Annotated in this window: 25 protein-coding genes and 3 pseudogenes; 12 read left to right on the forward strand and 16 right to left on the reverse strand. The window is 68.9% G+C overall.

Going from position 1 to position 24,770, the window contains the following annotated elements; genetic code table 11:
* Window positions 1–369: 369 nt before the first annotated feature.
* The 6 genes and pseudogenes from ATK30_RS01535 to ATK30_RS44950 form a co-directional block, all read right to left on the reverse strand.
* Window positions 370–1,113 (reverse strand): ESX secretion-associated protein EspG, encoded by a 744-nt coding sequence (locus ATK30_RS01535; RefSeq protein WP_101433927.1) that lies wholly within the window; start codon window positions 1,111–1,113, stop codon window positions 370–372.
* A gap of 3 nt (window positions 1,114–1,116) precedes the next feature.
* Window positions 1,117–2,430: a hypothetical protein gene (locus tag ATK30_RS01540; RefSeq protein ID WP_043836024.1), complete on the reverse strand. Its 1,314-nt coding sequence runs from the start codon at window positions 2,428–2,430 to the stop codon at window positions 1,117–1,119.
* Window positions 2,430–3,041 (reverse strand): DUF3558 domain-containing protein, encoded by a 612-nt coding sequence (locus tag ATK30_RS01545; RefSeq protein WP_043836026.1) that lies wholly within the window; start codon window positions 3,039–3,041, stop codon window positions 2,430–2,432. The genes ATK30_RS01540 and ATK30_RS01545 overlap by 1 nt, the downstream gene beginning before the upstream one ends.
* A 4-nt stretch (window positions 3,042–3,045) precedes the next feature.
* The gene (locus ATK30_RS01550) at window positions 3,046–3,657 is read right to left on the reverse strand and encodes a PE domain-containing protein (RefSeq protein ID WP_244194463.1); all 612 of its coding nucleotides are present in this window, start codon (window positions 3,655–3,657) and stop codon (window positions 3,046–3,048) included.
* 797 nt (window positions 3,658–4,454) lie between these two features.
* Window positions 4,455–4,793, reverse strand: a pseudogene (locus ATK30_RS45920) (DUF3558 family protein); the annotation flags it as partial.
* Window position 4,794: 1 nt separating this feature from the next.
* Window positions 4,795–5,031, reverse strand: coding sequence for a hypothetical protein (locus ATK30_RS44950; protein WP_158242433.1), 237 nt, complete (start codon window positions 5,029–5,031; stop codon window positions 4,795–4,797).
* Between the two features lie 1,269 nt (window positions 5,032–6,300).
* Between ATK30_RS44950 and ATK30_RS01565 the strand changes: the two genes are divergently transcribed.
* Both ATK30_RS01565 and fxlM read left to right on the forward strand, forming a co-directional pair.
* The gene (locus ATK30_RS01565) at window positions 6,301–6,897 is read left to right on the forward strand and encodes a lanthionine synthetase LanC family protein (protein WP_244194464.1); all 597 of its coding nucleotides are present in this window, start codon (window positions 6,301–6,303) and stop codon (window positions 6,895–6,897) included.
* 9 nt (window positions 6,898–6,906) lie between these two features.
* Window positions 6,907–8,130 (forward strand): methyltransferase, FxLD system, encoded by a 1,224-nt coding sequence (fxlM, locus tag ATK30_RS01570; protein ID WP_101433929.1) that lies wholly within the window; start codon window positions 6,907–6,909, stop codon window positions 8,128–8,130.
* Here the strand turns inward: fxlM and ATK30_RS01575 are convergent.
* From ATK30_RS01575 to ATK30_RS01585, 3 genes are all read right to left on the reverse strand, one after another.
* On the reverse strand, window positions 8,115–8,540 hold the full coding sequence (locus ATK30_RS01575) for a helix-turn-helix domain-containing protein (protein ID WP_244194465.1): 426 nt from the start codon (window positions 8,538–8,540) through the stop codon (window positions 8,115–8,117). The genes fxlM and ATK30_RS01575 overlap by 16 nt on opposite strands.
* A gap of 271 nt (window positions 8,541–8,811) precedes the next feature.
* Window positions 8,812–9,027: a hypothetical protein gene (locus tag ATK30_RS01580; protein WP_101433930.1), complete on the reverse strand. Its 216-nt coding sequence runs from the start codon at window positions 9,025–9,027 to the stop codon at window positions 8,812–8,814.
* Window positions 9,028–9,053: 26 nt separating this feature from the next.
* Window positions 9,054–9,320, reverse strand: coding sequence for a hypothetical protein (locus tag ATK30_RS01585; protein ID WP_101433931.1), 267 nt, complete (start codon window positions 9,318–9,320; stop codon window positions 9,054–9,056).
* 115 nt (window positions 9,321–9,435) lie between these two features.
* On the opposite strand from ATK30_RS01585, the gene ATK30_RS01590 reads away from it, so the two are divergent.
* Both ATK30_RS01590 and ATK30_RS46805 read left to right on the forward strand, forming a co-directional pair.
* On the forward strand, window positions 9,436–10,632 hold the full coding sequence (locus tag ATK30_RS01590) for a helix-turn-helix domain-containing protein (protein ID WP_101433932.1): 1,197 nt from the start codon (window positions 9,436–9,438) through the stop codon (window positions 10,630–10,632).
* A 352-nt stretch (window positions 10,633–10,984) separates the two neighbouring features.
* Window positions 10,985–11,245: pseudogene (locus tag ATK30_RS46805) on the forward strand (contact-dependent growth inhibition system immunity protein); the annotation flags it as partial.
* A 33-nt stretch (window positions 11,246–11,278) separates the two neighbouring features.
* Here ATK30_RS46805 and ATK30_RS01600 read toward each other — a convergent pair.
* Window positions 11,279–12,569 (reverse strand): annotated as a pseudogene (locus ATK30_RS01600) (IS256 family transposase).
* Between the two features lie 357 nt (window positions 12,570–12,926).
* On the opposite strand from ATK30_RS01600, the gene ATK30_RS01610 reads away from it, so the two are divergent.
* From ATK30_RS01610 to ATK30_RS01625, 4 genes are all read left to right on the forward strand, one after another.
* Window positions 12,927–13,760 (forward strand): 2,3,4,5-tetrahydropyridine-2,6-dicarboxylate N-succinyltransferase, encoded by an 834-nt coding sequence (locus ATK30_RS01610; protein WP_101433933.1) that lies wholly within the window; start codon window positions 12,927–12,929, stop codon window positions 13,758–13,760.
* A 438-nt stretch (window positions 13,761–14,198) separates the two neighbouring features.
* Window positions 14,199–14,837: a type VII secretion system-associated protein gene (locus ATK30_RS01615; protein ID WP_101433934.1), complete on the forward strand. Its 639-nt coding sequence runs from the start codon at window positions 14,199–14,201 to the stop codon at window positions 14,835–14,837.
* Entirely contained in the window at window positions 14,834–16,108 is a 1,275-nt protein-coding gene (locus ATK30_RS01620) for a YrhB domain-containing protein (RefSeq protein ID WP_101433935.1), read from the forward strand. Before ATK30_RS01615 ends, ATK30_RS01620 begins: the two co-directional genes overlap by 4 nt.
* Window positions 16,109–16,118: 10 nt before the next feature.
* Window positions 16,119–16,637 (forward strand): type VII secretion system-associated protein, encoded by a 519-nt coding sequence (locus tag ATK30_RS01625; RefSeq protein ID WP_107503631.1) that lies wholly within the window; start codon window positions 16,119–16,121, stop codon window positions 16,635–16,637.
* 62 nt (window positions 16,638–16,699) lie between these two features.
* On the opposite strand, the gene ATK30_RS01630 is transcribed toward ATK30_RS01625, so the two are convergent.
* The 4 genes from ATK30_RS01630 to ATK30_RS01640 all read right to left on the reverse strand — a co-directional run bounded on the left by ATK30_RS01630 (window position 16,700) and on the right by ATK30_RS01640 (window position 22,036).
* Entirely contained in the window at window positions 16,700–19,372 is a 2,673-nt protein-coding gene (locus tag ATK30_RS01630; protein WP_158242434.1) for an AAA family ATPase, read from the reverse strand.
* Window positions 19,373–19,412: 40 nt separating this feature from the next.
* Complete coding sequence (locus tag ATK30_RS46810; protein ID WP_279629978.1) at window positions 19,413–19,544, reverse strand: hypothetical protein; 132 nt, start codon at window positions 19,542–19,544, stop codon at window positions 19,413–19,415.
* A 236-nt stretch (window positions 19,545–19,780) separates the two neighbouring features.
* Window positions 19,781–20,845, reverse strand: coding sequence for a transglycosylase SLT domain-containing protein (locus ATK30_RS01635; protein WP_244194466.1), 1,065 nt, complete (start codon window positions 20,843–20,845; stop codon window positions 19,781–19,783).
* Window positions 20,846–21,262: 417 nt separating this feature from the next.
* Entirely contained in the window at window positions 21,263–22,036 is a 774-nt protein-coding gene (locus ATK30_RS01640) for a reverse transcriptase domain-containing protein (protein WP_244194467.1), read from the reverse strand.
* A gap of 44 nt (window positions 22,037–22,080) precedes the next feature.
* On the opposite strand from ATK30_RS01640, the gene ATK30_RS45930 reads away from it, so the two are divergent.
* On the forward strand, window positions 22,081–22,233 hold the full coding sequence (locus tag ATK30_RS45930) for a hypothetical protein (protein WP_244194468.1): 153 nt from the start codon (window positions 22,081–22,083) through the stop codon (window positions 22,231–22,233).
* A gap of 80 nt (window positions 22,234–22,313) precedes the next feature.
* Here the strand turns inward: ATK30_RS45930 and ATK30_RS45285 are convergent, their stop codons facing one another.
* On the reverse strand, window positions 22,314–22,499 hold the full coding sequence (locus tag ATK30_RS45285) for a hypothetical protein (RefSeq protein ID WP_167441793.1): 186 nt from the start codon (window positions 22,497–22,499) through the stop codon (window positions 22,314–22,316).
* A 60-nt stretch (window positions 22,500–22,559) separates the two neighbouring features.
* The gene (locus tag ATK30_RS01650; protein ID WP_101433939.1) at window positions 22,560–23,267 is read right to left on the reverse strand and encodes a hypothetical protein; all 708 of its coding nucleotides are present in this window, start codon (window positions 23,265–23,267) and stop codon (window positions 22,560–22,562) included.
* A gap of 211 nt (window positions 23,268–23,478) precedes the next feature.
* On the opposite strand from ATK30_RS01650, the gene ATK30_RS44595 reads away from it, so the two are divergent.
* From ATK30_RS44595 to ATK30_RS45540, 3 genes are all read left to right on the forward strand, one after another.
* Window positions 23,479–23,697 (forward strand): hypothetical protein, encoded by a 219-nt coding sequence (locus tag ATK30_RS44595; RefSeq protein ID WP_143271337.1) that lies wholly within the window; start codon window positions 23,479–23,481, stop codon window positions 23,695–23,697.
* A 42-nt stretch (window positions 23,698–23,739) separates the two neighbouring features.
* Window positions 23,740–24,339 carry an RNA polymerase sigma factor gene (locus ATK30_RS01655; protein WP_143271338.1) on the forward strand — a complete coding sequence of 200 codons (600 nt, stop codon included), beginning with the start codon at window positions 23,740–23,742 and terminating at the stop codon, window positions 24,337–24,339.
* 62 nt (window positions 24,340–24,401) lie between these two features.
* Window positions 24,402–24,755 carry an anti-sigma factor gene (locus tag ATK30_RS45540; RefSeq protein WP_208637226.1) on the forward strand — a complete coding sequence of 118 codons (354 nt, stop codon included), beginning with the start codon at window positions 24,402–24,404 and terminating at the stop codon, window positions 24,753–24,755.
* The last annotated feature ends 15 nt before the right edge of the window (window positions 24,756–24,770 follow it).

The raw sequence follows: 24,770 nt of genomic DNA on the forward strand, positions 1-24,770 counted from the left end.
GCGTGAAGTTATGCAGAGCGATCACATTGCGCGCAATCTTAATTGCGCGGTGCGCCTTCCCCGCGTGCCGAGAGGATCTTCACGGATTCAGCCGGCATCAACCCCGCTGCGCGCCCGATCCCCGCCGACGGTCTCGTTGAGCAGGTCGGCATGGTGTCCGCGTGGTTCAGCAGCGGGGATCGGGTTCCGGGTTGACGCCGACCGAACCTGTCACGGCGCGGCCGTGGATCGCGGGATTGGCGGGGGTCCACAGGCACGGGTTTGCATTTGCACTGAAACGGTCGGCGCGCGCCCGTGCGTACAGCAACGGCCCGCCGCACTGCAGCGACCCGGCCGGGCTGCCTCTCGACCTCCTGACCCCCGGTCGCCTCATCGCAGGTCGTCCAGCAGTGCGCGCAGCTGCGCGACCATGGTTTCCGGCCTGGCCGGGGCGACATTGACATACCACTCGCCGCCCGGCGCGCCGGAGACGGAGAACAAGTAGCGGCCTGCCGCGGTGTCGTAATAGGTGCAGAGGTTGCCGCCACTGGCTCTGTGCCTGCCGAACCGGTCGCGAGCAGCCGCCGAGAACTGCCCAGCCCCGGTGCGCGGCAAACTGGCCACATCCACGACCCGACGTGCCTCCCGCTGCGGGACGGCACCCCCGATGACGCGTTTCAGCTCGGATTCCCTCACCGACAGCCCCGGCCCCGTGCCCGGCGGCACGCGCGGCTCCCCCACCAGCTCCTCGGCGAGCGCGTCCGGCCGAGCCGGCCGGATCAGCACCCGATTCGAAGACGGCACGAAGCAGGCCAACACCGCGTCCGAACCATCCGCCGTGACCACCAGGCGATACCGACGGTCCGCAGTGGCGTTCACTGTCGCCGACAGTTCACGAGCGGCGCGGCACAGCACCGTCATCGTCCGAGCGAAGTCCGAGGTCAAGCCCCCGCGGCTCCACACGCCTTGCCGAGCCAGCGCCTGCACCGCGGCATCACGACTCTCCCTGGCCGCATCCGGATCGCGCCACACCGGCTCGCCGGACAACGCCGTCGGCAGCGACGCTCCGACCTCTTCGGCTGCCACCGGCAGGCAGTCCGCAGGCAACACCACCTCACGATTGAGCACGAGCATCCGTCAGGCGCCGATCACTGGCGGGACAGCCTTGGGGAGCTCGCCGACGAGCGCGTCGTCCGGGTCCTGCTCAAGCAGGTAGTCGGCGGTCTTGTGTTCCGTGTCTTCTTCGCCCTTGCCGCCTTTGCCGCCCGCGCCCATGCCGCCCATGCCCGCCGCACCAGGACGCCCGGCCGCTCCCGACGCAGGCGTGCCGGTCCGTGCCGACGCGCCTTCGTTCAACGCACCCGACCCCGTGCCAGCACCCGACCCGGTGCCGGAACCCGCGCCGCGGCCAACGCCCCCGCTGCTGCCGCCAGCGCCGTAGCCGCTGCCGTAACCGCCCGTGCTGCCGCCGGACCCGCCGCCAGGGCCGAAGCCTCCCCCCGGCACGAAACCAGCGACCGGCCCGAAGGACATGCCGCCGCCGGTCGGGTTGTTGCCGCCGGAACTGCCGGACTGACCGCCGAGCGGGCTCCAGTAATCCGCGTTGCCGGCGGCGGTGCCGGACGGCGGCACGTAACCGGAGGCGCGGGTCCCGTCGCTCGGGACATACGAGCCGGTCGGCGTACCCGTCCCGACCGCCGGACCGCCAGCCGGGCCGCCCGAGTGCGTCCCGCCGCCGGAGCCGGTCGTCCCGCCCGGCCCGCCGGTTCCGGCAGACCCACCGGGCCCGCCAGGTCCGTCGCTGTAGCCGCCGGAACGCGGCACACCGGATGTGCCCCCGTGCCCGTGACCGCCCGGCGTGTAGGGCGACGGGCCGTTCCCGATGCCCGAGCCGCCCGGCTGGCCGACGGAGAAGTCGCCACCCGCCGCGGGCATGGTCAGCTGACCGTACTGAGACGGCCCGGCCCACTGGCCGGAATTGTTCTGCGACTCGCCGTAGTAACCGTGGTAGCTGTCGACGACGACCTGGGCTTTCTCGTCCCACTGCTTGATCTGATCGGCCCGGTTGCTCAAGAACGAGAACCACGTGCCGCTGACCAGGTCGTCGCTCGGCCGGTCGCCGAGGTCACCGACCGACTCCACCTTCGACTTCAACGTGTTGTACGAGCCGCCCTGGCCGCTGTAGAGCCCGTCAACGGCTTGCAGATGCTGGCCGCTGACCTTCGACGCCTGCACCAGCGGACCCGCACCAGCGTTCGCCTGACCGGCCGCATCACCCTGCCAGTACTGGCTCATCTTGCCCTGCAACTGCAGCATCTTGTCGGCGACGTCGTTGTGATCCGTCGAGAAACCGCGGCTCATATCCGAACCGTGGAACAGATCATCGGAGCCCTTGCCGCTTTTCACCAACGCGATGATCTCCGGAGCAGAAAGAGACTGCGGATCTCCCATCACGCACCGTCCTTCAACTTGGCCACCACGAGTTCCGCAGCCTTAAGCACCGCAGGACACGGTTTTCCGTACAGCGGTGAACTCGTCTGAAGGTTGTTGGAAACCGCGAAGACCTCGCTGTCGGTGATTCCGACAGAGATCTGACACCCGATGGTCTTGCGATCGTCCGAGACGTCGACGTACGCCGCAGGATATCCCGCGACCTCCGCCGGCTCGAAATAGGCGCTCCCGCCGTTCCGGCCGTTTTTGTAGACTGTCGCCAGCCCACCCTGGTTCGGGATGAACGTAACACCGATACTGTCGCCGTTTTCGCCATTCCAGGTGCACGCAGGGCTGCTGCTGTCCTTGCTGCTGGCGCGCAAGCCCCCGATGAACTGCCCAGCCTGCTCTTTAGTCAGCAGGGAGCAAGGGTCCTGCTCGTACTTGGCCGCGTTGAGCGGAGCGCTCACTTTCGGCACGCCGGGTGCCGTATCCGACGACGTCGGGACGCTGCCGGACGGAACCGAACCCGCGTTTGACGGGGCAGGACTGGGCGTGCCGGGCGTGGACGAGCAGGCCGCAGCCAGGAACAGGGTCGCAGCCGCGGCGGCGAGAGTGCTGGTTTTGGTCACCTGGTCATCCTTGCTTGCGCAGGCGGTCATGGTTCGCCTGGTCCTGCTTCTCGTAGGCATCGATCGCCTTCTTCAGCTGGTTTGCGTAACCCTGCGCATACGCTTGCTGTTGCCGCAGACTGGCCAGGTATGCATTCGCGTGGCCTCGCGCAGCCTCGATCTGAAGCTTGCTACCCGGGTCCCCGGCCGGCGGCTGCAGCACCGGCAGCTTCCGCGCCTTCTGAATCATGCCGTTAAGCTTGTCGGCGATAGCCTCCCAGTCCGGAAGCAGCGACCGCATCGCGTCGATGTCCATCTTGAAGCCGCCGCCGGCCACCGCGGCGTTCGCGCTGATGTCCTGCATCGCGTTCTGAGCGGCGTACACCGCCGCGAGCGGGCTCGGCGCCACCGTGGTCGCGATCTGCTCGGCATTGCGCTGAGCCTGTTGCTCCGGCGTGAGATAACCGGCACGGGCGGGCGCCGGAGCGTCGCCGCCCGGGCTCGGCGGCCCGCTGGTCACGACCGGGCCGCTGGTCGGCAACGGCATCGGCGGCGCACCCGGCGGCGGTGCCGCCGGCTGATCCGTCGAGGTGATCTGCTGGTTGACGCGATCAAGCCCGCTCTGCCCGTCCGGCATGCCGACAGCCCCTCCTCCATGACGGCCGCCGCCCGATCGACAGACAGCTCCCGTCGTGCCCTCTCCTCGCGACGAACTCCGCCGCCCCCGTTGCGCAACCGTGTGTGGTCGCCCGATCACTTTAACTGCGGCCACCTCACGCTGTCAGCAGAACGCAACAACTGCGAGCTGCGACACGCCCTCGACCAGCCGAAACACCGACGACGCGCCGCCCGGTCGTCACCGGCTGCCGACAGCTTGGTGCGCACGTTGATCACAGCGAGGACTACCAGACACCAGGAAACAGGATCAACGGGCCGGGACTCCCGACCTCGGCCGACAGCGTCGGGCAGAAATCGCAGACCCGCAGGAGTTCTACGAGCGCAACATCCTCGCCAAGAACCTCACATGCCGGGCCTGGAACAAGGTTGTGCAGTCGGCCGCATGCTGAATCCCGCCCAGATCGACGCCGATGGCGAAGTTGTCGTAGATCTGTTGCGCGGACATCGACCGTCCCGCCATCTCACTGCCCGCCCTGCATGGTCGACAACAGCGCCTTGGTCACGTTCGTGGCCGCCCTCGTCGCATTGCTGCCGGGAGTGCCCTGGATCAGCACCAGCATCTCGGTCTGATCCGACACGCCAACCAACATCGTCACCTGGCCTTGGCTGCGGCGATCCGCCGTGTTGGCCAGCACGGCAGGAAAACCGCTCACGACCGTCGGCTCGAAGTAGCCGTCCTTGTAGTACCCGGACGGACGCTTTTTGCCGGTAGGCGTTTGTCAGGCCGTTCTTGACAGTCGTCAAAAACGTCGCGCTGACGGCCGTGTATCCGTCGCTGAACCGCCACCCGCAGCCGGGGCCGCTAGCCGCCGAATCGGCTTCGGGCTGGCTGAGCTGCAGCGCGGACAGCTGTGACGGCGTCAGCATGCTGCACGGGTCGGCAACGTACTTGTCCACGCTGAGCGGAGCGGGAACCTTCGGCGCCTCCGCAACCTTCGCCCCCCCCGGCGAGGAGGTCGGACCGCTCTGGGCGGAGCCGGAAGGCGTCGGGCTTGCCGTCCCCTGCGTCGGTTCCGAGCACCCTCCGGCCGCGACAGCCACCACGCCGGCAATGCCCACCACGGCAAGACGAAATCGAGAGAAATTCACAAACATCCTATTGGCACATTCCGCCAGCAAGGGAATTGCTCGGATTTACTTTGCCAAAAGCGTCCGCGACGTCGGCATCGTGCTGCGTATAGGTTCCGTTGGCCTTTTTCAGCGCGTTGATGTACGCATAAGCCTGTCGTTGCATCGACACGTTGTGGTCGATGCAGCGCTGCAACGACGCTTGCGCAAGTTGTGCCTGCTGGACGGCAGGCGGGTCAGGCGAGGGCGGCTGCGCTGAAGCCACCGCCGCCTCCTGGGCCCTCTGGTCGTTCCGCAATCCGTGAACGACGTCTTCCCACCGGGAGATCAGCGCCGCGACAGTTCCCCGGCTCGAACCGGTACCCGCCCGACCCTGCGGAATGCAGCGTCTCGGACGCCATCTCAGCGGCACCCGCAATCCCCGCGCCCCGCGAAGCCGACGGAACTTCCGGACACCCGGCCCCGGTGCATCCCGGTCGTTGCGCGCTCGGCCTTGCCTGCTGGGTCAGGCAGCGAACCATCGCCCGATCTGAACACGTGATGCTCCCCTCACAACCCGTCATCACTGCGTCGCCAGGGTATCGCACGAGGTCGCGTCGCGGGCGTTGATCGCAAAACCAGGTCTCCCTCACGCTCCACAACCATCTACCATCTTGACCTGCGAATATCCGCGACTTCGTCACCCTCGCTGACACGGCGAGCCGAGTCTGCTGACTGTCTGCGCTCGGCAGGACCTTCTTCCGTGTAGCGCGCCGTCGCGTGTCGCGCAGAGTCAGGCCCTGAGCCGAATAGGCAGCTAGGGGCGTGAGCCGTTGCCGTATAAGCGGGACGCAGGCAGCACGTGTTCGGCGGCGGGGACCCTCTCCTATGGTTAAGATTGCAGATCCGCTCGACGCTCGCGAGCTTCGGCTCAAGGTGCCTCGACACCGACGGAAGAACAGTCCGGAGGGCGCGCGGAACAGCAGATGATGCTGCCGGCAACAGCCGTGTACAGCAAGCTTTTGCGCTGCCTTCTTCCCCTTGTGGCAGCGGGACCGGGCGGTCCAGGTTCTCAGCGGACATGCCGATCCGTTCCTCGCCGCATTGGCGGCAGTAGAACACGTCCCCATCCGCGTCTTCCCCATGCACGCGGGGTCTCGATAACGGTAGCCTCCGAATCGCTCGACCGGGTGTTCCCGCGCGAGCGGGCCCGCTGCATTTCCGGCACGGCTGACCGCCGGCGGCCGGACGGTGGGGCCTCCTCAGCCCGGCCAGCACTCGAGAGCACACGCGCAGGCCGAAGCCCGCGCAGGCATAAACAGAGAGCGTGACTGGTATCCGGCACCGGTCACGCTCGCCGTGTATTTCGGACCCCGCCTTGCCTTGCCTTGCCTTGCCTTGATGCTCGCGTTTGCACTGCTGGGATTCAGAGCCGGTCAAAGCGTCTCGTCGCGGCGCAGAGGCTCAAGGCACGAGTCGCTGGCGGCAGCCCAGTCAAACCGTTCGTTTCCCGGTCGAGCCTGTGCCTACACCAGGGCCACTGTCTCGATCCAAGTTGAGCAGTTCGGCCACCGCGGCTACGCACGCGTCTACACTGCGCCGCGGTCTCGTCGTCTCCGGGCAGGACGCGGCGATCGACCGCATCTGCGCCTGGTTCGACCGCTGGCGCTGCGGCACACCGCCGCAGGCGTGGTGGCCCGAGGTTCTCAGCCGCGCCGACTACGTCTGCGGGACCGTTCGCCTCCGCGGACCGCACCGGCCGAGCTGGTGTTACGGCACTCCGGGCATCGCCCGCGCGCACCAGATCGCCGGCCTCGCCCTCGGCGATCGAACTCGTCAACACCACGCCGAGCGCATCCTGGGCTGGTGTGCCACCGATCAGGCGCAACTCGCCCAGCTCGGTGACGTGTCGCTCTGCCACGGATGGGCCGGATTGGTCCACAGTGTCTGGCGCGCCGGCCAGCACAATGACCATCTCGCCGCCACCGTCTCGCACCTGCTCGTCTGTCTCGCCAGGTGCCTGGCACGCCGACCTCCCGCTCAACATGGGTTGCTCACCGGCACCGCCGGGGCGACCTTGGCCCAACGCGCCGCCCGAACTAACGCTCCGCCCATCACGCAGTGGGACGCTTGCCTGCTGCTCAACGAATGAAGGGAACCGATGAACGAGACCGCCGACGCCACCACCTCACCCGAGGCCCTGCGCGCAACCATGCTCGCCAAGGTCCAGCAGCAGGGTTACGCGAAGCTCCCCGAGGTGGCGCGCGTCATCAGCGAGGTACCCCGGCATGAATTCGTGCCGGAGGCCAGCCTCGCCGACGCACACAACCCCTGGCAGGCGGTGATCACTCACCGCTTCGCCGACGGCACGTCCCTTTCCTGTGCCTCAGCGCCCTTCGTCGTCGCCCTCATGCTCGACCAGCTCGCCGTGGAACGCGGCAACAAGATCCTCGAGATCGGAGCAGGCACGGGATACAACGCCAGCCTGCTGGCCGAGCTGAGCGGCAACGAGGCCAATGTCGTGACCATCGACGTCGACCCCGACGTGACCGAGCAGGCCACCCGCAACCTGGCCGCAACCGGGTACAGCGGCATACACGTGGTCACCGGCGACGGCGCTCTCGGCGTTCCCGAACACGCGCCGTTCGACCGCATCATCGCCACCGTCTCCCCCTGGGACATCCCCCGGGCCTGGTGGCGGCAACTTGTCCCCGGCGGCAAGCTCGTGGTTCCTCTGCGCTGGCGCGGCCAGAGCCGCTCGGTCGGCTTCACCTACCGCGACGGACTCCTGATCGCCGACTCGATCGAACTGTGCGGCTTCGTCTACCTCGTCGGCGACGACGAAGGAGAAAAATCCGCGCCCATCACCGATGACGGGACCATCCGGCTGCATTGGGACCGCGACCAGCCCGTCGACCTCGAGGCCCTCCGCGGAGTCCTCGACCGACCGCGCAGCACCGCATGGTCCGACGTCACCATCGCAGGCGACGAGCCCCACGACGGAATCTGGCTGCGGCTGACCGTCACCGACCCGAGAGTCTGCCGCCTCAACGTCCCCGCCGACACCGCCCCATCGGTATGCGATCCCATCTCGCCCGGACGCGCGCCTGCCTTAGTCGAAGACAGCTCCCTGGCCTACCTCACCTCCCGCCGCCGCGACGAGGACGACAGCACACGCTGGGAACTCGGCGCCGTCGCGCACGGTCCTGCAGCAGACGAACTCGCCCGGCACCTGTGCGACGAAATCCGCGCCTGGTCGATGCACCGGGACGACCGCAAACCCACCCTGGTCGCCTACGCCGCCGACACTCCCGACAGCGCGCTGCCCGGACCCCCGATCGACAAGACCCACAGCAGGCTGGTTCTCGCCTACGAAATCGAATAAAAAGAACCAGAACAAAGAATAACGAGCTCGATCCGCCTCGCATGGACCGAGTACATCGTCACGCGATGAGCCGCGGCCTCGAGGTCGAGCAGGGTCCCGAGGTTGTCCGGCATGGCCTGGTCGCCCATCACGACCACTGTCGGCGTGACAGAGCGTGCGAGCTGCATGATCCGTGCCTTGCGGTCGCCGACCACCCCGAGCGCGCCAGTGATCGACGCTACTTCCTCCGCACTGGGCGTTCGGTCACCCAGTTCCCAGTTCGAGAGCAGTGCCGGGTTGACGTCGATCCGGCGCGCTAGCTCGCGGACTCCGAAGCCGGCGTCCAGCCGTGCGGCGCGCAGGCACGTTCCCAGGATGATTACGCGGGGCTGCTGTTTCAGGTGCGCGTAGTTGTACGGTTTCTTGTCCACTTCTCGTCTCGTCGTCAGGCGATACCGGTGTCCGGCCGCCGGGCCGCGTCGGTGAGGCCGCGGCGGTCGGGATATCGGATCAGCGGCGCGATCCGCCGCCGGGTGGACGCAGTTCTGCTCCCGGCCGGATCAATGCCCGGCTGACTGGGTGCCGGCTGGTGCCGTCCTGTTCTGCGATCTCGGTTGTCGTCGGTTCGCCGCGCAGGCAGCCAGCTGCCCGTCGAGCGTGCCGCGCCCCGACGGCGTGCATCGAGTCGAGTTCATCGGCTGCCTACGAGACGTCCAGAGCAGAGGCCAGGCACGCCGGGTCCGCCGAGGCCAGCGGAACCGCCATGCTTCCGGCGAAGGCTCCCGAGGTCGCGAACCAGGTCCCGCAGACACCCTGCAGGATTGTGCCGTCCGCGATCGTGTCCTTCCTGATCGCGAGGTGGAGGACGCCCTCTCTCGAGCGGTGCCAGCTCGGTGTGATCTCCGTGTCCATGCCCATCCGTGCGCCCTCCCTCGACAGTCCGCTCACGACTCGCCGAGCCCGGTGCAGTCCGGGCACCACGAGGCGTCGGCGAACCCGGTCAGGTCGATCTCGCCGCGCTCGTGGCGCTCCGGATAGGGCGCATCGACCGAGCACCAGGGGATCAGCCACCGCACCGCCGGGTCGGCCAGCTCCCGCTTCCAGTAGCGGTGTGCCGTCGTCCGGTTCGCCGAGGTCGGGTCGGCGTGCACCCGCAACGCCAGATCCGACGTGCGCAGCCCGCGGTGCCGCCGCCCTGTCTGCACCGTCATGATGTGAACCCTCCCCACAGGTCCAGTAGCTGTTAGTGACCAGGTGAGGCTAAAAGTGATTGCTACGCTGGAGGGACACTCAAGGGACACCCCGGCCGACGGCAGGAGACCTCGAATGCACGTCCCCGACCTCCCCGGAGGCAGCGTCGCCGACCGGCTCCAAGCCGCCCGCAAACTGAAGGGGCTGAGCCAGCTGCAGCTTGCTCAGCGCATGAACTTCTCCACCTCGCTGGTCAAGAAGGTGGAACAGGGCACGAAACCGCCGAGCGCCGCCTTCGTGGCCGGCGCTGCCCGAGTCCTCGGTGTCAAAGTCGCCACGCTCTACGGCACCCGCGAGAACGAGGTGCTGGACGAACCGAGCCAGCAGTCCACCGGAATCGCCGACCTGCGCAGCGCGCTCGACGCCTACGACGACCCGCGGCCCGAAGGCGACTCGCTCACCCTCGACGCCGTCACAGCGCGGCTCGCCGCAGCGTCCGACCGGGTGCTTGCGCTGCGCCACGCCGAGGTGCTGTCGGAACTGCCGAACCTGCTGCACCACCTCTACGTGCTCGCCGCCGAACCCGGCCACGCCGGGGAACTGGCCCGTGCGGCACTGCACGACGCCTACCGGATGTCGGCGACCGTGGCCGGGCGCTTCCGCCAAGCCGACCTCGCCGCAATCGCGTCCGAGCGGCACGTCCAGCTCGCCCCGCGGACCGGCGACTCGCTGCGGATCGCGATCAGCGCCTACCACCGCAGCACCCGTTACCTGCAGCACGGCGACTACCGCAACGGCCTCCGCCTGCTCGACCGCGCCCGCGCGCACGTCGGCGCCGGCTCGACCGACCGCGCCGTCGCGATCCAGCTGGACCTGCGAGCGGCCATCCTCGCGGCGCGTGCCGGCGACCCGGCCGAGGCCGACGACTACCTCGGCGAGGCGCGCGCGTTCGCGGACGAGTTCGCGCCCCCCGCGGTCCCCTACTACGGGGTGGACGCCAGCGCGACGAACATCGTCGTGCACTGGTGCGCGACCCCGGTCGAGAACTACAACGGCACCGAAGCCGTCCGTCGCGCCTCCACCGTCACCGTGGCCGACCCACGGCGCCCGGAACGCGTCGGACACCATCACATCGACATGGCTCGCGCGTGGATGCTGCACGGCGACCGCGGCAAGACCCTCGACGAGCTGAACGCCGCCCGCCGGGTCGCGCCGAACGCCACCCGGCATCACCCCTCGGTCACCGAGACCGTGCGGGCGCTTGCCACCGCGGAGCGCCGCACCACCGACTCGCTCGCCGGCTTCGCACAATGGGCAGGCATCCGCCTCTGAAGCGCGCTACACCGATACCGTTCCCGACACCTCCGCGAAACACCCAAAGCGCACCCCCCGAAAATCGAAACGAGGTACAGCCGGTCCAGCGCCGCCAAGCCGGAAGCCGCCGCGCGGAACGTCTGCGGCACGGACTCCCGCACGAGGTCGGTTCACGACCGCGCGGTTCCGCTCATGGACGCCGATACCCCAGGACTTCCCCCACTCGTCCGTCGCGCATGCCCCCGGGGCAGGAACCGGTGGATCCCTCACCCACCCGGTTGCTGGTGCCCGCCATGCAGCCGAGTTCGGCACCGGACGGGTTCCGGCACGCGCACGCTTGCTCGACAAACAGGGAGGAAAGACACTAGTGGTGACCTCGTCGAGCGCTCAGGAATCGCGGTCCCTGGAACAGATCGAGAACGACTACTGGGGCGATCCGCCGCCGGATGCCACCCGGCTCATCGCCACCGTGCACGCGCTGCGCCGCAAACCGATCGGCGCGCTCGACACCGAAGACCTGCGCCTGCTCCTGCTCCAGCAAGAAGGAGTCGAGGTTCTCACTCCGCTGGCGCTCACGAAGCTCGAAGCCGACCCCCTCGCCGAAGGCGACTTCTATCCCGGCGACCTGTTCGAGCAATTGTCAATACCTGTGGATGAAGATCTTTTAGGCGGCTGCGGGTGGGGTGTGTTTGGTGGGTCGTTCGACGAGTTTGCCTGCCTCGAAGCGTGCTCCGGCGCGGACGAGGGCGACCAGGTGGGGCGCGTTGACCGCGCGCCAGCGGGCCTGTGCCGCTTCGATGAGTTTGAACGCCATGGCCAGCCCGGCCGCGCGTGAGCCGGGTCCCTTGGTGACCTTCGTGCGGTGCCTGACGGTGGCGAAGGTCGACTCGATCGGGTTCGTGGTGCGCAGGTGGATCCAGTGCTCGGCCGGGTAGTCGTAGAACGCGAGCAACTCCTCACTGTCGTCGGTGATCTTGGCGGCGGCCTTGGGGAATTTCGCGCCGTAGGCGGCATCGAACGCCCTCACCGCATCCAGGGCGCGCCGGCGGTCTTCGGCGTTCCAGATCTGCGCGAGGGCCTTCTTCGCGCCAGGATGCGCGGACTTTGGGCAACGCGGCAAGCACGTTCGCGATCTTGTGGAACCAGCAGCGCTGCTCCCGGGTCTCGGGGAACACCTCCCGCAGCGCGCTCCAGAACCCGAGCGCCCCGTCGCCCGCGGCCAGCACAGGGGCGCGCATCCCGCGGCGCTTGGCATCACGCAGCAGGTCCGCCCAGGACTCGGCCGACTCGCGGTACCCGTCGGCCAGCGCGACGAGCTCCTTGCGGCCGTCGGCGCGCACCCCGATCATCACCAGCAGGCACAGTTTCGCCTCTTCGAGGCGGATGTTGACGTGGATCCCGTCCGCCCACAGATACACGAAGTCCACAGTAGACAGATCACGGTCGCAGAACGCGCGCCGCTCGGCCTTCCACTGCTCGGTCAGCTTCGTGATCACCGGGCCCGACAGTCCCTTCGCCGACCCGAGGAACTGGCCCAGCGCGGGCACGAAGTCCCCGCGGGACAGGCCGTGCAGGTACAGCAGGGGCAGCACCTCGGTGATCTTCGGGGTCTTGCGCGCCCACGGCGGCAGGATCGCCGAGGAGAACCGCTGCCGCTCACCAGTCGCCGGGTCGACGCGCTTGTCGTTGACCCGCGGCGCGGTCACCTCGACCGCGCCCGCGCTGGTGAGCACCTCCCGGGGTTCGTGGTGGCCGTTGCGGACCACCAGGCGGTGCCCGTGCTCGTCACGTTCGCCGGCGAACCGGGCGATATAGGCCTCGACCTCGGCCTGCAACGCCTCGGCCAGCATCCGGCGCGCGCCTTCACGCACCAGCTCATCGATCACCGACGACGCGGACGAGCCACCCGCCGCACCATCATCACCAGCAGCAGGATCAGGGACTACGCTCAACATCGGGTCGTACCTTCCCGGCCGACGTTGGCGCGTCGGCCATGCTTGGAAACCTCAACCGGTCACCGGCAAGGTACGCCCCCTTCCCAGCCATCCACAGGTTTCAAGCATTGCTCCGCCATCGTCCCCGACCTGCCCTGCTGACACGGCCCCGCCCACCCCGATTTACGTCTGATCCCCATTCCCGACCCTCTGGACCAGCTGGGCAGTGCGTCGCTGGGAAGCAATGCCCCCGCTCGCGCGGACCTTCGCCGACACGGCGGAGGAGAACTGCAGCAAGGTCTTCCAGGCCGAATAAAACCACTGAACGTAAGGGGCAATCGAACCGAGAGACCTCACGCGTTGATAGGGTGTCGCGCCATGACACGTGCGAACAGCCCCATCTCACCGGTCATCGACGAGCTGTGGGAACGCCGCACCGAGCTCTCCCCGCGCGATCAGGAAGCCCGCCACCACGTTGTGGAGGCGGTGGATCTTTTGGATACCGGAACCGCCCGGGCGGCACATGTCGACGCAAACAGCGACGAGGTGGTCGTCGACGAGCGCGCTAAGCGTGCAGTACTGCTTTCCTTCAAGGTGCTGGAGATGACCGAGAGCCAGGTCGGGGAGTTCCGCTACCACGACCGAAGCCCACTCAAGAAGAGGCTCGACGGCGTCCGCCTGGTCCCGGGCGCCATCGCCCGCTGGGGCAGCTACCTGGCCCCGGGCACAGTGCTGATGCCGTCCTTCGTCAACATCGGCGGCTACGTCGACACAGGCTCTATGGTGGACACCTGGGCCACTGTGGGCTCCGCTGCCCAGATCGGCCGCAACGTCCACCTGGCAGGGGGCGCCGGCATCGGCGGCGTACTCGAACCGCCCAACGCCGTCCCCGTCGTCGTCGAGGACGACGCCTTCATTGGATCACGCGCGATGGTCGTCGAAGGTGCCCGGGTTCGAAGGGGCGCCAAGCTCGGAGCCGGCGTGATCCTCACCAAATCCACCCGCGTCTTCGACGCCGAAACCGGCGACGAACTGGCCCGCGGTGAAGCCCCCGCCTGGTCCGTATGCGTCGGCTCGACGCGTGTGAAGAAGTTCCCTGGCGGCGAGTTCGGCCTGCCCTGCCTACTGGTCCTCAAGCGCCTGCCCGAGGGCAGCGGCCACGACAAGCTCGCACTCAACGAGATTCTCCGCGACCATGGCATTGCCGTATGAAGCCGTTTCGAGGCGGTAGGCAAGCAAGTGGCATGGGGCGCGCACTGTGCAACAATCGACCGATTGATGAGCAAGATCGGTAAGTGGCGGCGCGCGACCGGATCGCCGCCGGTTCATGCCCATAAAATGGGGTCAGAAAGTCGATGTGCTCAACAACTTGAAGAGCGCCCCGTTCTGTACGAGCTGGCGGGTGCAACCACTCCAGGATGACAACACCGCCGATCTCCTCTTCCCAGTTCCAGCCGTACGGACCGGCGTGACAGTGTTCTTGCCGCCGCCCCAAGACGGCCGCTGACCAGGACGTCGCAATTCACCTGTCAGTTCTCGCGACTGCCCGAAGGCGCACTGTCCCCTCGCCGTCCGGGAAACCGCGGGCTGCCGGGCGGCGACGCCCTGGATACTGGCAGCTGACCGCCGCGCCAAGCAGGCAGGAGAGCCATGAACGCCCAGACCGGGACCGCTCAGGACCGCGAACGCTGGTACCTGCTGCTGGACCCGCACTGGACTCCGGTGGAGGAGGACGGGACCCCGCCGATCGAGGCCGTCGCCGGGGCGTGGCCGGTCGGGGCGGATCGCGAGGTCGGACTGTTCCAGCCCAATCTCGATTTCGCGCCGGTCGACGCGAACCTGCCGACCGACCCGATCGACGCGGTTCTGCGTGAACTGGCCGAGGGCCGCGGTGAACCGGAACAGGTCCAGGTGCTGCTCCGGGAATGCCTTGTCTTCCAGGCGATGAACGGCGACGGCAGGCCCCTGGTGATGGACGCCCCCGACGGCCTGCCCTGCGTTGTGCTGGCCACGGCCGCGCCGCACCTGGCGCGGATCGACTCCCCGGCGTGGCGCCGGGTGGACCTCGCCGATCTCGTCGAGCGGCTGGGCCGGGGGATCGACGTGCTGTTCAACCCGGACGGCCCAGCCGCGGTGCGCCTGGCCGGCGACTTCGTCCGCGCCGGGCTGACGATGAGCGACGAAGAGGCCGCGGTCTACGAACCGTTCACCGGGACCGAAGGCGGGCTCTACGTGTTGCCGTGGGACGGCGACGCCGGACCGGTGGGGCCGGACGGGGGGCAGTCGTGACCGAGGAGGCACGGCGCGCCCAGGAATGGCTGCGCCATACGTACGGCGATCGCGTCGTGCTGCACGACGCGGAACCCGTCTACGCGGGGGAACGGGCGGTGTTGTTCGGCTGCCGCTACACCGACGACACCGAGCCAATGCTCGCCGCCGCCGTCTGGGCGCCGCGCGATGGCTCGGAGCCCTTCCCCGCCGCCAACGCCGACCCGCTCGACGAGGAGCTCAACCTCAGCGGGCCGCGCGACGCCGCGCAGTGGCGGCTGAACGCCAGAAACTGTGTCGTGGCAGCGGATGCCGCTCTCGGCAACCACCCGGCGTCCGCCGTGGCGTGGCATCCGGAGGACGAAGCACCGGGCTGGTGGGACCGGCTGCTCACGACATATTTTCCCGGCGCCGAAGTGACCGCCTGCGCCGAGTGGGAGCAGGCGGAGAAGACGATCCTCGACGGCGGGCCCGGCACCCGGGGCGTGGTGTGGCTGCGCCGCAGGTTCGGCGGCCGCGAACTGACTGGGCACCTGCTGTTCGCGGAGCACGGCGAGACCGGTGTGGTCTTCCTTGATCCGCAACGCGGTTCGTACGCCGACACGAGCGACACCGCGGTCGACGAACTCGTCGTCGCGCGGTTCCCTGGGTCGCTTCCGGCGGACGCACCCGATTTCGCGGCGCCCTGGGAAGCGGCCGCCGCCGATTTGCCGGCCGCGGTGGAGAAAGCCGGGCAGTGGCTCAAGTGCACCTATGCCGACGACGTTCAGCTGGTCGCCCCGGAACCGGACGACGAGACCGAACGCGGCCGGCTGTTCGCCGTCACCACGCGGCGGTTCGCCGAAACCGGCGACTGGCGCGACCAGATGCTCGACGCCGCGCTGGTGGTGCCCAAGGCCGAGGGCCAGGCCCCGTTCGGGCTGCCGAACCGGGATCCGTGGACCTGGCTGCGGGACTGGGACTCCCGGACGCCCGGGCTGCCCGAACCGCCCGACCCCGCCGAAGCCGCGTGGTTCGCCCCCACCGTGGCCCGGCTGGGTGCGGTCGAAAGCGTGCGGGCTTACCGGGACTGGCCCGGTGTGCTCGACCAGATCAGCGGCTTCCCCGCCGGGACGCGCACGCTGGTCTGGGTGCGCCGCAAGGACAGCCGGGGCCGGGAAACCGTCGGTCATCTGTTGTGGGCGGTCCCCGACGGGGACGGCGTCCGGCTGCTGGACCCGCTCTCGGACACGGGAGAACCGCTTATCGACCCCGCGCCGTTCGAGCTGCGAACGATCCGGATCGCGGACTAGGGAGCACGGCATGACATCAGCGGCACGACCGGATCTGTCCAGTGTCATGACGATGATCGACCCGTCGTGGGAACCTTCGGAGGACGGCGAACTGCCGCCGCTGGAGGCAGTCGTCGGCGGCTGGTTCGTCGACCGGCACGGGGACGTCGAGCGGTTCGAACCGAACCCCGCTTATCAGCCGTCGCGGCCGGGCTCGCCGACCGACCCGGTCGACGCCGCGGTGGGGCTCGTCGTGCACGGCAAACTCGATGCGGGCGAACTCGTCGCGGTGATGCGCCACGCGGTCTTCGCCGTGGCAGTCGACGAAAACCGGGACGCGGTCGTCGCGCCCGCCCCGGACGGGGTGCCGTCCTTGCTCGTGGCCACCGCGCCCGCACACCAGCAACGCGTGGACGTCGCGGGCTGGATCGGCCTGACCTTCGATCACCTCGCCGCGATCCTGCCCGCCGAGGACGTCGACGTCCTGCTCAACCCGGGGGCGCCCGCCTCCGTCCGAGTGGACGCGGGCGCCCTCAAACAGGCTCGCTGACACCGCTCGCCCGGGCGCGGCACCCGAAGTGCGCCCCGCAGTCCACAACGGACTTGGGCCGCTCAGCCGGGGAACGCGCCGGTGAGCACCGCCATCGCCAGTTCAACCCGGGAGCGGTAGGCGGTGTGGGAAAAGAGCCTGCCCAGCCTGCCCTCGACGCTCTTCTCGCTGGCCTGCAGCACGGTGGCGATCTGCTTGTTGCCGAGCCCGTCCGCGACGAGGACGGCCAGCAGGCGCTCGTTTTCCGCGACGGTCCTCGCCCGGCCCGGCACGGGGACCCCGTGCTTGGCCATCAGGTTCCGCAGCCACGCCCGGGGCAAGAGCGCGCCGAGCCCGCCGAGCAGGTCGTACGCCTCGGTGAGCAGTGCCGGATCGCCAAGCCCGCTGCGGACGAGAGTCACGATCACCTCGGCGAGTTCGAACGGTTCGCCGTGTTCGCGGGCCAGCCGGACCGTTTCGGCGGCCGCGGCCCTATCGCACCGCACGAGCGAACGCACTCGCATGAACTGGACATTGCGCGGCCCGGCGACCTCGGCGAGCCGGTCGAGGCATTCGGCGGCCGTGGCGTGTTCGCCCGCGCCCAAGGCGAGTTCGGCCAGTTGGCGCCACAGCCGGTCGGTCCCGGCGAGAAGACCGTGTTCGGTGGCGTAGTCCAGTCCTTCGCGCAGTCGTGTGCGCGCCTGGTCGGACTGGCCGAGCGCGACGTCGATCAGCGCCTCCGCCCCGTCGAGCAGATAGGGCAGCGGCGGCCGCTGCCGCCGGGCGGCGTGCAGCAGTTCGCGACCGCGAGACAGCCGGCCCATGGCCAGCTGGACGGTGGCAGCGGCCTGGTGCATGAAGGTTTCGGCGAGATCGGTACCGCCCGCCGCGCCCGCGACGAGGACCTTGCGGACCACCCGCAAGGACTCGGCGAACTGGCCACTGTGCATCGCGAGCACCGCCCGTACCGGGGCGGGCAGGGAAGCGGCCGATGCGGACCGCATGGCGAACAGCCTCGGCACGCCGGCGGTTTCTCCCGCGGCCAACAAGGTCAGCACCTCGAAACCCAGTACCTCGCCGCGTTCGTGCCGGTCGTTCGGGCGCAGTCGCAGGCGAGCCTGTTCGATTCCGTACGCGGCCTGTTTCAGGTCGCCGAACGCGAACGCGGCGCGGGCGGTCAGCAGCTGGCCGTGAAAGGCGGCTGCCGGGACGGCTTCCCACGTCTCCCACTCCGCCTCGAGCACGGCCACGGCATCCTGCCAGCGACCGCGCAGCAGAAGCGCGGTCGCACGCGCCACGGCAGCGTCCACTGTGTCCCCGTCGGATCCCTCAGGTGCGTCCCACACCCCGCTCGAGTGCGCGGCCAGGGCGCGGATCCGGTGCAGATCATGGATTTCGTCCGCGTCGAGCTCGCCGGCGAACTCGGCGAGGAGCGCATCCGCGTCCAGCAGCGCCCGCGACGGATCACCGTGCCGCAATGCGATCGCCGTCTGCGCGAGCATGGTCCGCGCCCGGTCGCCACGGTCGGCGCAGAGCGCGATGGCAGCGCGCAGCCAGCGCTGGTCGTACCGCTCCGACTCGCGCGCGTGCGCGAGCAGTTCGGCGCGAGCGCGCTCCGGCTCGACGAGTTTCCCGGCGGCGGCAAGCTGATCGGCCCGGTAGTTCGGATCCGCGTACCGGTTTTCCCCGGTCCACAGCGCGTTTACCGCGTGCACAGCCAACTGACGGCGTTCGAAGGGCCCAAGGCGCTCGGCGATCGTGGCTGCCAGCAGCGGAACCCTGAACCGCCAGCCGCCCACGGTGCTGTGCCGGAGCACACCTGCCGCGCATAGCGCGCCGAGCACTTCTCGGACAACGCTTTGCCGCAGGCCCAGCGTGGTGCCGGCAAGCGAGGGCAGAGCGTCGCCGAGCGGGTAGAGCACCGCGACCGCCTTCGCTACCGACCAGGCGCGGCTACCGAGCCGTCGCACGCTCATCAGCAACGGGTGACTGTCCGGAAGAGTGGCGATCGCGTGGCCGGGCGCGAGATGCGCATAGCCGTCGACGACGCGGATCGAGCCGGTTCCCCGATGCTGGTCGAGGATCGGGGCCAGCGCGGCGGGCAATCCGGCGGTGAGCCGCCGTAGCCGCGTGACCAGTTCCGGATCCGGACGGGCTTCGAACGCTTCTGCGGCCAGCACGGCGATGTCCGCGGCCGCGAGTGGGCGCAGAGCCACTCCGCGCGCGAGGCCGTCAGCGCGAAGCCGGGTGAAACTGTCGCGCCCGGCTTGGAAGGTGCCCAGCGGAATCGGTGCGCGCACGGCGCACACGCAGCGGACGGGGCTGCCTGCGAGCCGCCGCATCAGGTGATCGAACACCGCGGCCGAAAGGCGGTCCATCCACTGCGCGTCGTCTATGAGGATCGCGGTGTCCCCGGCCGCGATCAGCCTGTCGGCGAGCGCCTCGGCGGCGCGCTCCGGCGATCCGGACGGCGGCAGATCCGCGGGCGGCCACTGCCCGAAGGCCGGTTCGGCACTCCCCCGGATCCTCCGGAGCAGCGTGCTGTGCAGCGAGGGCGTGACCGGATTCGGTGAGAGGCGAAGGACGTGTGTCTTCGTGCCGCGGTCGGCGAAAGCAGCTGCGAGCTGGCCGAGCAGGGTGCTGCGCCCGGAACCGATCGCGCCGGCGACGACGACCAGCGGCACGTCGTCGGTGAATGCCAGGATTTCCGCCAGCATCAGCCGGTTGCGCGAGGTGTCGGCCTCGTGCGGGTTCACAGCCGCGCCCCGAGGCGGTTGCGGACGACGTCGTGACCGCTCATCCGGCATTCCGCTCAGGCCCGGCCGCCGACGGTCGCTCCGCGGTCAGCAACGCGTACCGCTCCAGGGCAATCCAAGCCAGGACGTCTTCGGCATCGAGGGAGGTATCGACTTCGGGAAAGTCGCTCATCGGGCTTCCTTTCGCGCCGGACAGCTGAGTCCAGCTAAACCCGGACGGCTCGCGCAGGCCATGGTTGTGCGCGATCGGTGTGTCAGCTTTTCCCTCGTGCCACGAAAACGCGGCAGGCAGGCAGAGTTCTTACCCGAAGACCCCGGCGATGCAACCGTTTTGGCGAGTTCGCCAGCGGCAGTCTCGCGATTTCCGGACCAGCGCGCGGACGGGCAGGCGATTCCGCTTCGCCGCGGTCAGTACCCGACGTACGCCCCGCCCGCGGCGAGCGCCTGGATGCCCGGCACGTTGTCCAGCGAGCCGTAGCGAGCCAGCGCGTAGCGGACCCCGGCGATGATGTTGTCCACCGGATTGGTGATGACGTCGTGGCCAGGCAGCTTGTAGGCGTTGAAGGTGGAGTCGATGCATTGCATCAGGCCAATGCTGGGGTGCCCCGCCGCCGCGTTGCAGTCGTAGTTGTTGATCGCGCTGGGATCGCCGCCGGACTCGTGCTGGATGATCGCCGCGATAATCGACGCTTGGGCGTCGCTGACGTTCACGCCGTTGGCACGCAGGATTTCGACGGCCTCGTGGATCCAGTCCGCGACATTTCCGGTCGGCGTCACTCCCGCGAACGCCGGCCCAGGGTCATGCGACGTGGTCTGGATGACGTGCGGCGTCGAGGAATCGCCGGACCGCAGAACCGGCGCGGGCGTGGCCTGCGCGGTGCCTCCGCCTGGCGCACCGGCACCGCCACCGGCCGGTGCGAGCGGCTTCAGCTGGGACCCCGATGTCCGAGCAGGTGCGGACTCCTTGTCGAACGTCGCCCCGGACGCGGGGAGCGCGAGCGCCAACGGCTGCACCGGTCCACCCGGGGCTCGGGATGCCAGAGGTGCGGCGGCGGATTCGTTCGCTCCGTTTCCGACGGCGGATTCGTACGTGCCGTTCCCGGTGGCGGCTGCGTCGCCACTCGGGAGCGTGGAGGCAACCAAGTCATGCCAGGGCATCCCACTGGCGGAGCCGGCGCTCCCGTCCTGCGATCCCTCCGGCGGCACGGGTGCGTCGGACACGGCGTTCCGCAGGTCCCGCAGATCGTGGGACAGCTGCCGTTGAAGATCGGCGCTGTTGTGGTGATCCACCGCCTGGAGATCGTACGCCACTGCCTCCAGCTTGCCCGCGATCGTCTCGAGCGTGGCCTTGAGATCTCGCGCGTGGCCGTTGATGCTGTCCTGCTGGTTCAGCACCCGGTCGAGCAGCCAGTCCGCAGTGGGAAAGGCGCCCGCCGCGACGCAGGTTCCCGCGAACTCTCCGAACAACGACATGTCGTCCATGAGACGCCGGATCTCGCCCGCGGACCGCAGCAGAGCTTCGGGCTCCAGGGACGTTCTGTCGGAAGGACCGGGCATGGCCGTTGCCCCCTGCGGATTCGCGCTTATTTCGGAAGGTAATCGGAACCCGATTGGGTTCAGGTCTGTTTACGATGGTCGCCAACCGAACCGCCGCTGTTCAACTTCCGTCGTGTTTCCTGCCCTAATAGCTACCACCGGCTGCCCAGACCACGCCGGTCGCTGGCCTCGGCTGCGCCACCCGAGACCCCGTCCTGCGCAGTCGCCCTGCTGATCACCGGACAGGGCATGGTCTTGGGAGGTGCCGAGGTCGATCGGGCACCGGACCGGTGCCCAGGTTCGGTGTGGGCGAGCTTGCGGTGGACTGGCGGCCGTCTCGCATTTGCAATGCGGCTACGCCATGGGCTTCCCGCTCGCGGCCGGGGGAGATCCCCGTGGGCGGCCAGTCATCGCCTCGCTCGCGGCCAGGGAGTTCCCCGCGGAAAGGAGCGGGCCGACGGGGTCGAAAGTTGCTTTTCCGCACTCACCCGCCACGACCGGGTCGGCCACGTTCAACGCCAACGTGACCAAGCTCGCGAACCCCGCATCGAGGCGGACCACCCGTGTCTTGTCCGGCGACAGCCGTAACCCCAACGGGGCCAGCATGGCCGACACCCCCTCCCGCAACGCCTCGGCATGATGTCGCTCGCCCCAGACCATCAGGACGAAGTCATCCGCGTAACGGATGAGTCCGCACACACCGTGCACGGCTGCTTTGAATTTGGCCCGTTGATATCTGCTGCCCATCGCCCGCCGCTGACGATCGAGGTGATCATCCACAGCGGACAGGGCGATGTTGGCCAGCAACGGAGACAAGATCCCACCCTGTGGTGTTCCGGTCAGGGTCTCTTCCCGTTTCCCGAGTTCGGTCAGCACCCCGGCTTTCAGGAACGCCTTCACCAGCGAGCATATTCGCTTGTCCGTGATCCTCGCCCGCAGACGGTCCATCAACGCCGGATGCGATTTCTCATCGAAACAGGCGTGGATGTCTGCCTCCAGCACCCAGTGACAGTTCCGGGGCTTCGAGGCGCAGTAATGAATCTCGGCCACCGCGTCCTGTGCGCGCCGATTTGGGCGGAACCCATACGAGCAGGGTTTGAAGGCTGCTGCGAAAATGGGCTCGAGCACCAATTTCAGGCTCGCCTGGACCACCCGGTCGGTGATCTGGCGGGTTGGCGATCGCGATTCTCGCCGTCATCGCGGTGCTGCCCGAGTACGCAGTCGACCTGTACTTCACGTATACCGCCGGGGCGAACCCCGAGTACGTCGCCTACGTTGCGGCCACCATGACCGGCTCCAACCGGTTGCTCCTCGGCCTGGGCTAGTCGCTGGTGGCGCTGGTCAGCCTTGTGATCGCCCGCAAGCGCGCCGGGAGGCCGGTGCGCGAGCTGACACTGGACTCGCCCTACCGGGTGGAACTCGGGTTCCTGGCGATCGCGTCGTCGGTCGCGCTCGTCATCCCAGTCACCGGCGGGTCGTCCGCGCCGACGGCACGCCGCCCTCCTGCTGCCGCGGTCAGGTACCGGATCTCCTGCGCGGTGAGGGGGTGCCGATGCGCGGCCGGCGTGTACAGCTCGACCGGGCCCGGCACTCCCTGTTCGCGGCGCGAAGCCGTCCGCGTGGTTCGCCGATCGCGTCGTCCTGACGCGGGTTACGCGGCGAACTTGTCGGGGAACTGGGCGATGATGCCCTTGGCGAGGGTGTCCGACAGCATCATCATGTGCTCAGAGGCCGCGTCGTAGTCCTTGATCGACTTCGTGTAGTCGCCCTTGAGGAGGTCGACGGAGTAGGTCGTGGTCTGGTCGATGTGCTCTTTCATCATCGGCTCCGTCGCCGAGGTGGGCCAGTTCTTCGGGTTGGCGCCGGAGAGGAAGTCCGCGATCTCCTTGGCGTTGGCGTACCAGTCTGCCATCGCCTTGTCCAGCGCGGCCTTGTCGTTGGCCTGCGCGGCTTTGAGGACCGGTACCGCTTGCTGGATGTGCGTGGTCAGCAATGCGGCCAGCTTGTCTCCGGCGGCTTGGCCGTAGTAGGGAACGATCGCGGCGCCGAGGTCTTTCTGGTCGCGCAGGAGACGGTCGAGGGTCGGTTGCAGGGAGTCCGGGTTGTGGAAGAACGCCTTGACGGTGCCGTAGGTCCACTGCATGTGGTCGGTCCACAGTGTCCGCATCGCGGTGTAGAGCGCGATCTGCTTCTGCGGGTTCGGCGCGGTCGTCGCGGCGCCCGAGGTCATGTGCATTCCCGACGCGGCACTGGCGTCGGAAGAGCCGGCGCTGCTGCATCCGGCGAGCAGGGTCGCCGCGAGCGCGGCGCCTGCCAGGGCGGGCACGAGGCCCTTGCCCAGTCGTTGTGCCCCGAACATCGGTCACGTCCTTTCGCACTGCGCACGCCGTCCGGGCCGCACGCGGGGGTCGGCGCCGGGGTCGGTGTCCGGCTGCCGGTGACGCGAGTGGTCACCGACGGTGTGTGTGCTGCGGCAGGAGAGTTCTTACCGCCGGCGGGCGACTTGATCCAGAAATTTTCCGGGCTGTTGCGGTAAGGCCCGCGGTGCGGACGGCGACTCATGGACTGTGATGACTGACCTGCGCACCTCTCGGAGAGCGCCGTGGGACGACCCGTCTCGTGACTCGGCGCTGCGGGCGTGGCGCGCGAGGGTCATGGTCCGGGCGGGCTTCGGCGTCGGTGCCGCGATCGAGCTGGCCGAACACGATGATCTGGACGTGCACGCGTTGCTGACGCTGCTGGACCGGGGCTGTCCGCCGGAGCTGGCCGCGCGGATCCTCGCGCGATGACGCCCGGGACGGGGTTTGCTGCGGATGAGTGACGATGCGACGATGACACCTATGTTTTCGCCGAGCCGGCAAGCACCGCGATGCGGGGACGCTGGCGAGACGGCGTGGATCGACGCACTGCGCACGCGCGGGGCCGGTTATGACGAGGCCGTGCGCAGAGTCCGGCACGCGGTCCGGCGGGCGGCGCGGCATCAGGTGTGCCGGATGCCCCGGGTGTGGGCCGAGCTGGGGGACGTCCGGGCGGAGGAGATCATCGAGTCGGCCGCGGACGAGGCGACGGTGGCGGTGCTCGATCGGCTGGACCGGTTCGAAGGACGGAGCAAATTCACGACCTGGGTGTACAAGTTCGGTGTCTTTCACGCCGCGACCGAGGCTCGGCGCGCGTTGTGGCGTGATCGCCCGGTCGAGCTGGACGGGCAGCCGGAACCGGCCAGCACGGATCCCGTGACCCCCGAAGCCTGGGCGGAGGCGCGGGACTTGTCCGCGGCGGTGGCTCTTGCGCTGGCGACGGTGCTGACACCGCATCAGCGCCGGATCGCGTGTGCGCTGATCGTCGACGACGTGCCGATCGACGTGCTGGCCGAGCGGCTGGGAACGAACCGCAGCGCCCTCTACAAGACGCTGCACGATGCACGGCGCTAGCTGCGCGCTGAGCTGCTCTCCCGCGGGTTCGTGCGCGGGCGCCGTGCGGGTGAGGTGAGCAGATGAACACGCCAGACCGGCCGCTGACCCCGGCACAGGCCGACAGTCTCGCTGCCGTCAGCGAGCCGTGGTTGTCCTGTGACGAGTGCTTCGACCAGATCGACGGCTATGTCGACGGTCTGTTCCAGGACGAGCGTGACCCCGCCGAGGCGATGCGGGTGCACCTCGCCAGATGCCCAGCCTGCTGCGAGGAGGCGGAGTCCTTGATCAGCCTGGCCGCGGAGGACCAGGGAACGGACCCCGAGCAGGCGCTGCGGGCGTTCCGCCGCGACGTCGGCCTGGCCGCCGGTCCGCCGGCCGAGTCGCAGACCGGGATCGCCCGGCTGTTCCGGCGGCGCCGGACCCCTGACCGGTAGCCGATTCCCCGGACA

Source organism: Amycolatopsis echigonensis (assembly GCF_002846615.1).
Classification (GTDB): Bacteria; Actinomycetota; Actinomycetes; order Mycobacteriales; family Pseudonocardiaceae; genus Amycolatopsis; species Amycolatopsis echigonensis.

What these genes read in the sequence shown, in the direction of transcription:
- ATK30_RS01535 (WP_101433927.1), bottom strand. Translation starts at nt 1,113, where the DNA reads ATGCTCGTGCTCAATCGTGAGGTGGTGTTGCCTGCGGACTGCCTGCCG.
- ATK30_RS01540 (WP_043836024.1), bottom strand. Translation starts at nt 2,430, where the DNA reads ATGGGAGATCCGCAGTCTCTTTCTGCTCCGGAGATCATCGCGTTGGTG.
- ATK30_RS01550 (WP_244194463.1), bottom strand. Translation starts at nt 3,657, where the DNA reads ATGCCGGACGGGCAGAGCGGGCTTGATCGCGTCAACCAGCAGATCACC.
- fxlM (WP_101433929.1), top strand. Translation starts at nt 6,907, where the DNA reads ATGAACGAGACCGCCGACGCCACCACCTCACCCGAGGCCCTGCGCGCA.
- ATK30_RS01580 (WP_101433930.1), bottom strand. Translation starts at nt 9,027, where the DNA reads ATGGGCATGGACACGGAGATCACACCGAGCTGGCACCGCTCGAGAGAG.
- ATK30_RS01585 (WP_101433931.1), bottom strand. Translation starts at nt 9,320, where the DNA reads ATGACGGTGCAGACAGGGCGGCGGCACCGCGGGCTGCGCACGTCGGAT.
- ATK30_RS01590 (WP_101433932.1), top strand. Translation starts at nt 9,436, where the DNA reads ATGCACGTCCCCGACCTCCCCGGAGGCAGCGTCGCCGACCGGCTCCAA.
- ATK30_RS01610 (WP_101433933.1), top strand. Translation starts at nt 12,927, where the DNA reads ATGACACGTGCGAACAGCCCCATCTCACCGGTCATCGACGAGCTGTGG.
- ATK30_RS01615 (WP_101433934.1), top strand. Translation starts at nt 14,199, where the DNA reads ATGAACGCCCAGACCGGGACCGCTCAGGACCGCGAACGCTGGTACCTG.
- ATK30_RS01625 (WP_107503631.1), top strand. Translation starts at nt 16,119, where the DNA reads ATGACATCAGCGGCACGACCGGATCTGTCCAGTGTCATGACGATGATC.
- ATK30_RS46810 (WP_279629978.1), bottom strand. Translation starts at nt 19,544, where the DNA reads ATGAGCGACTTTCCCGAAGTCGATACCTCCCTCGATGCCGAAGACGTC.
- ATK30_RS01635 (WP_244194466.1), bottom strand. Translation starts at nt 20,845, where the DNA reads ATGTCGTTGTTCGGAGAGTTCGCGGGAACCTGCGTCGCGGCGGGCGCC.
- ATK30_RS01650 (WP_101433939.1), bottom strand. Translation starts at nt 23,267, where the DNA reads ATGTTCGGGGCACAACGACTGGGCAAGGGCCTCGTGCCCGCCCTGGCA.
- ATK30_RS44595 (WP_143271337.1), top strand. Translation starts at nt 23,479, where the DNA reads ATGACTGACCTGCGCACCTCTCGGAGAGCGCCGTGGGACGACCCGTCT.
- ATK30_RS01655 (WP_143271338.1), top strand. Translation starts at nt 23,740, where the DNA reads ATGACACCTATGTTTTCGCCGAGCCGGCAAGCACCGCGATGCGGGGAC.
- ATK30_RS45540 (WP_208637226.1), top strand. Translation starts at nt 24,402, where the DNA reads ATGAACACGCCAGACCGGCCGCTGACCCCGGCACAGGCCGACAGTCTC.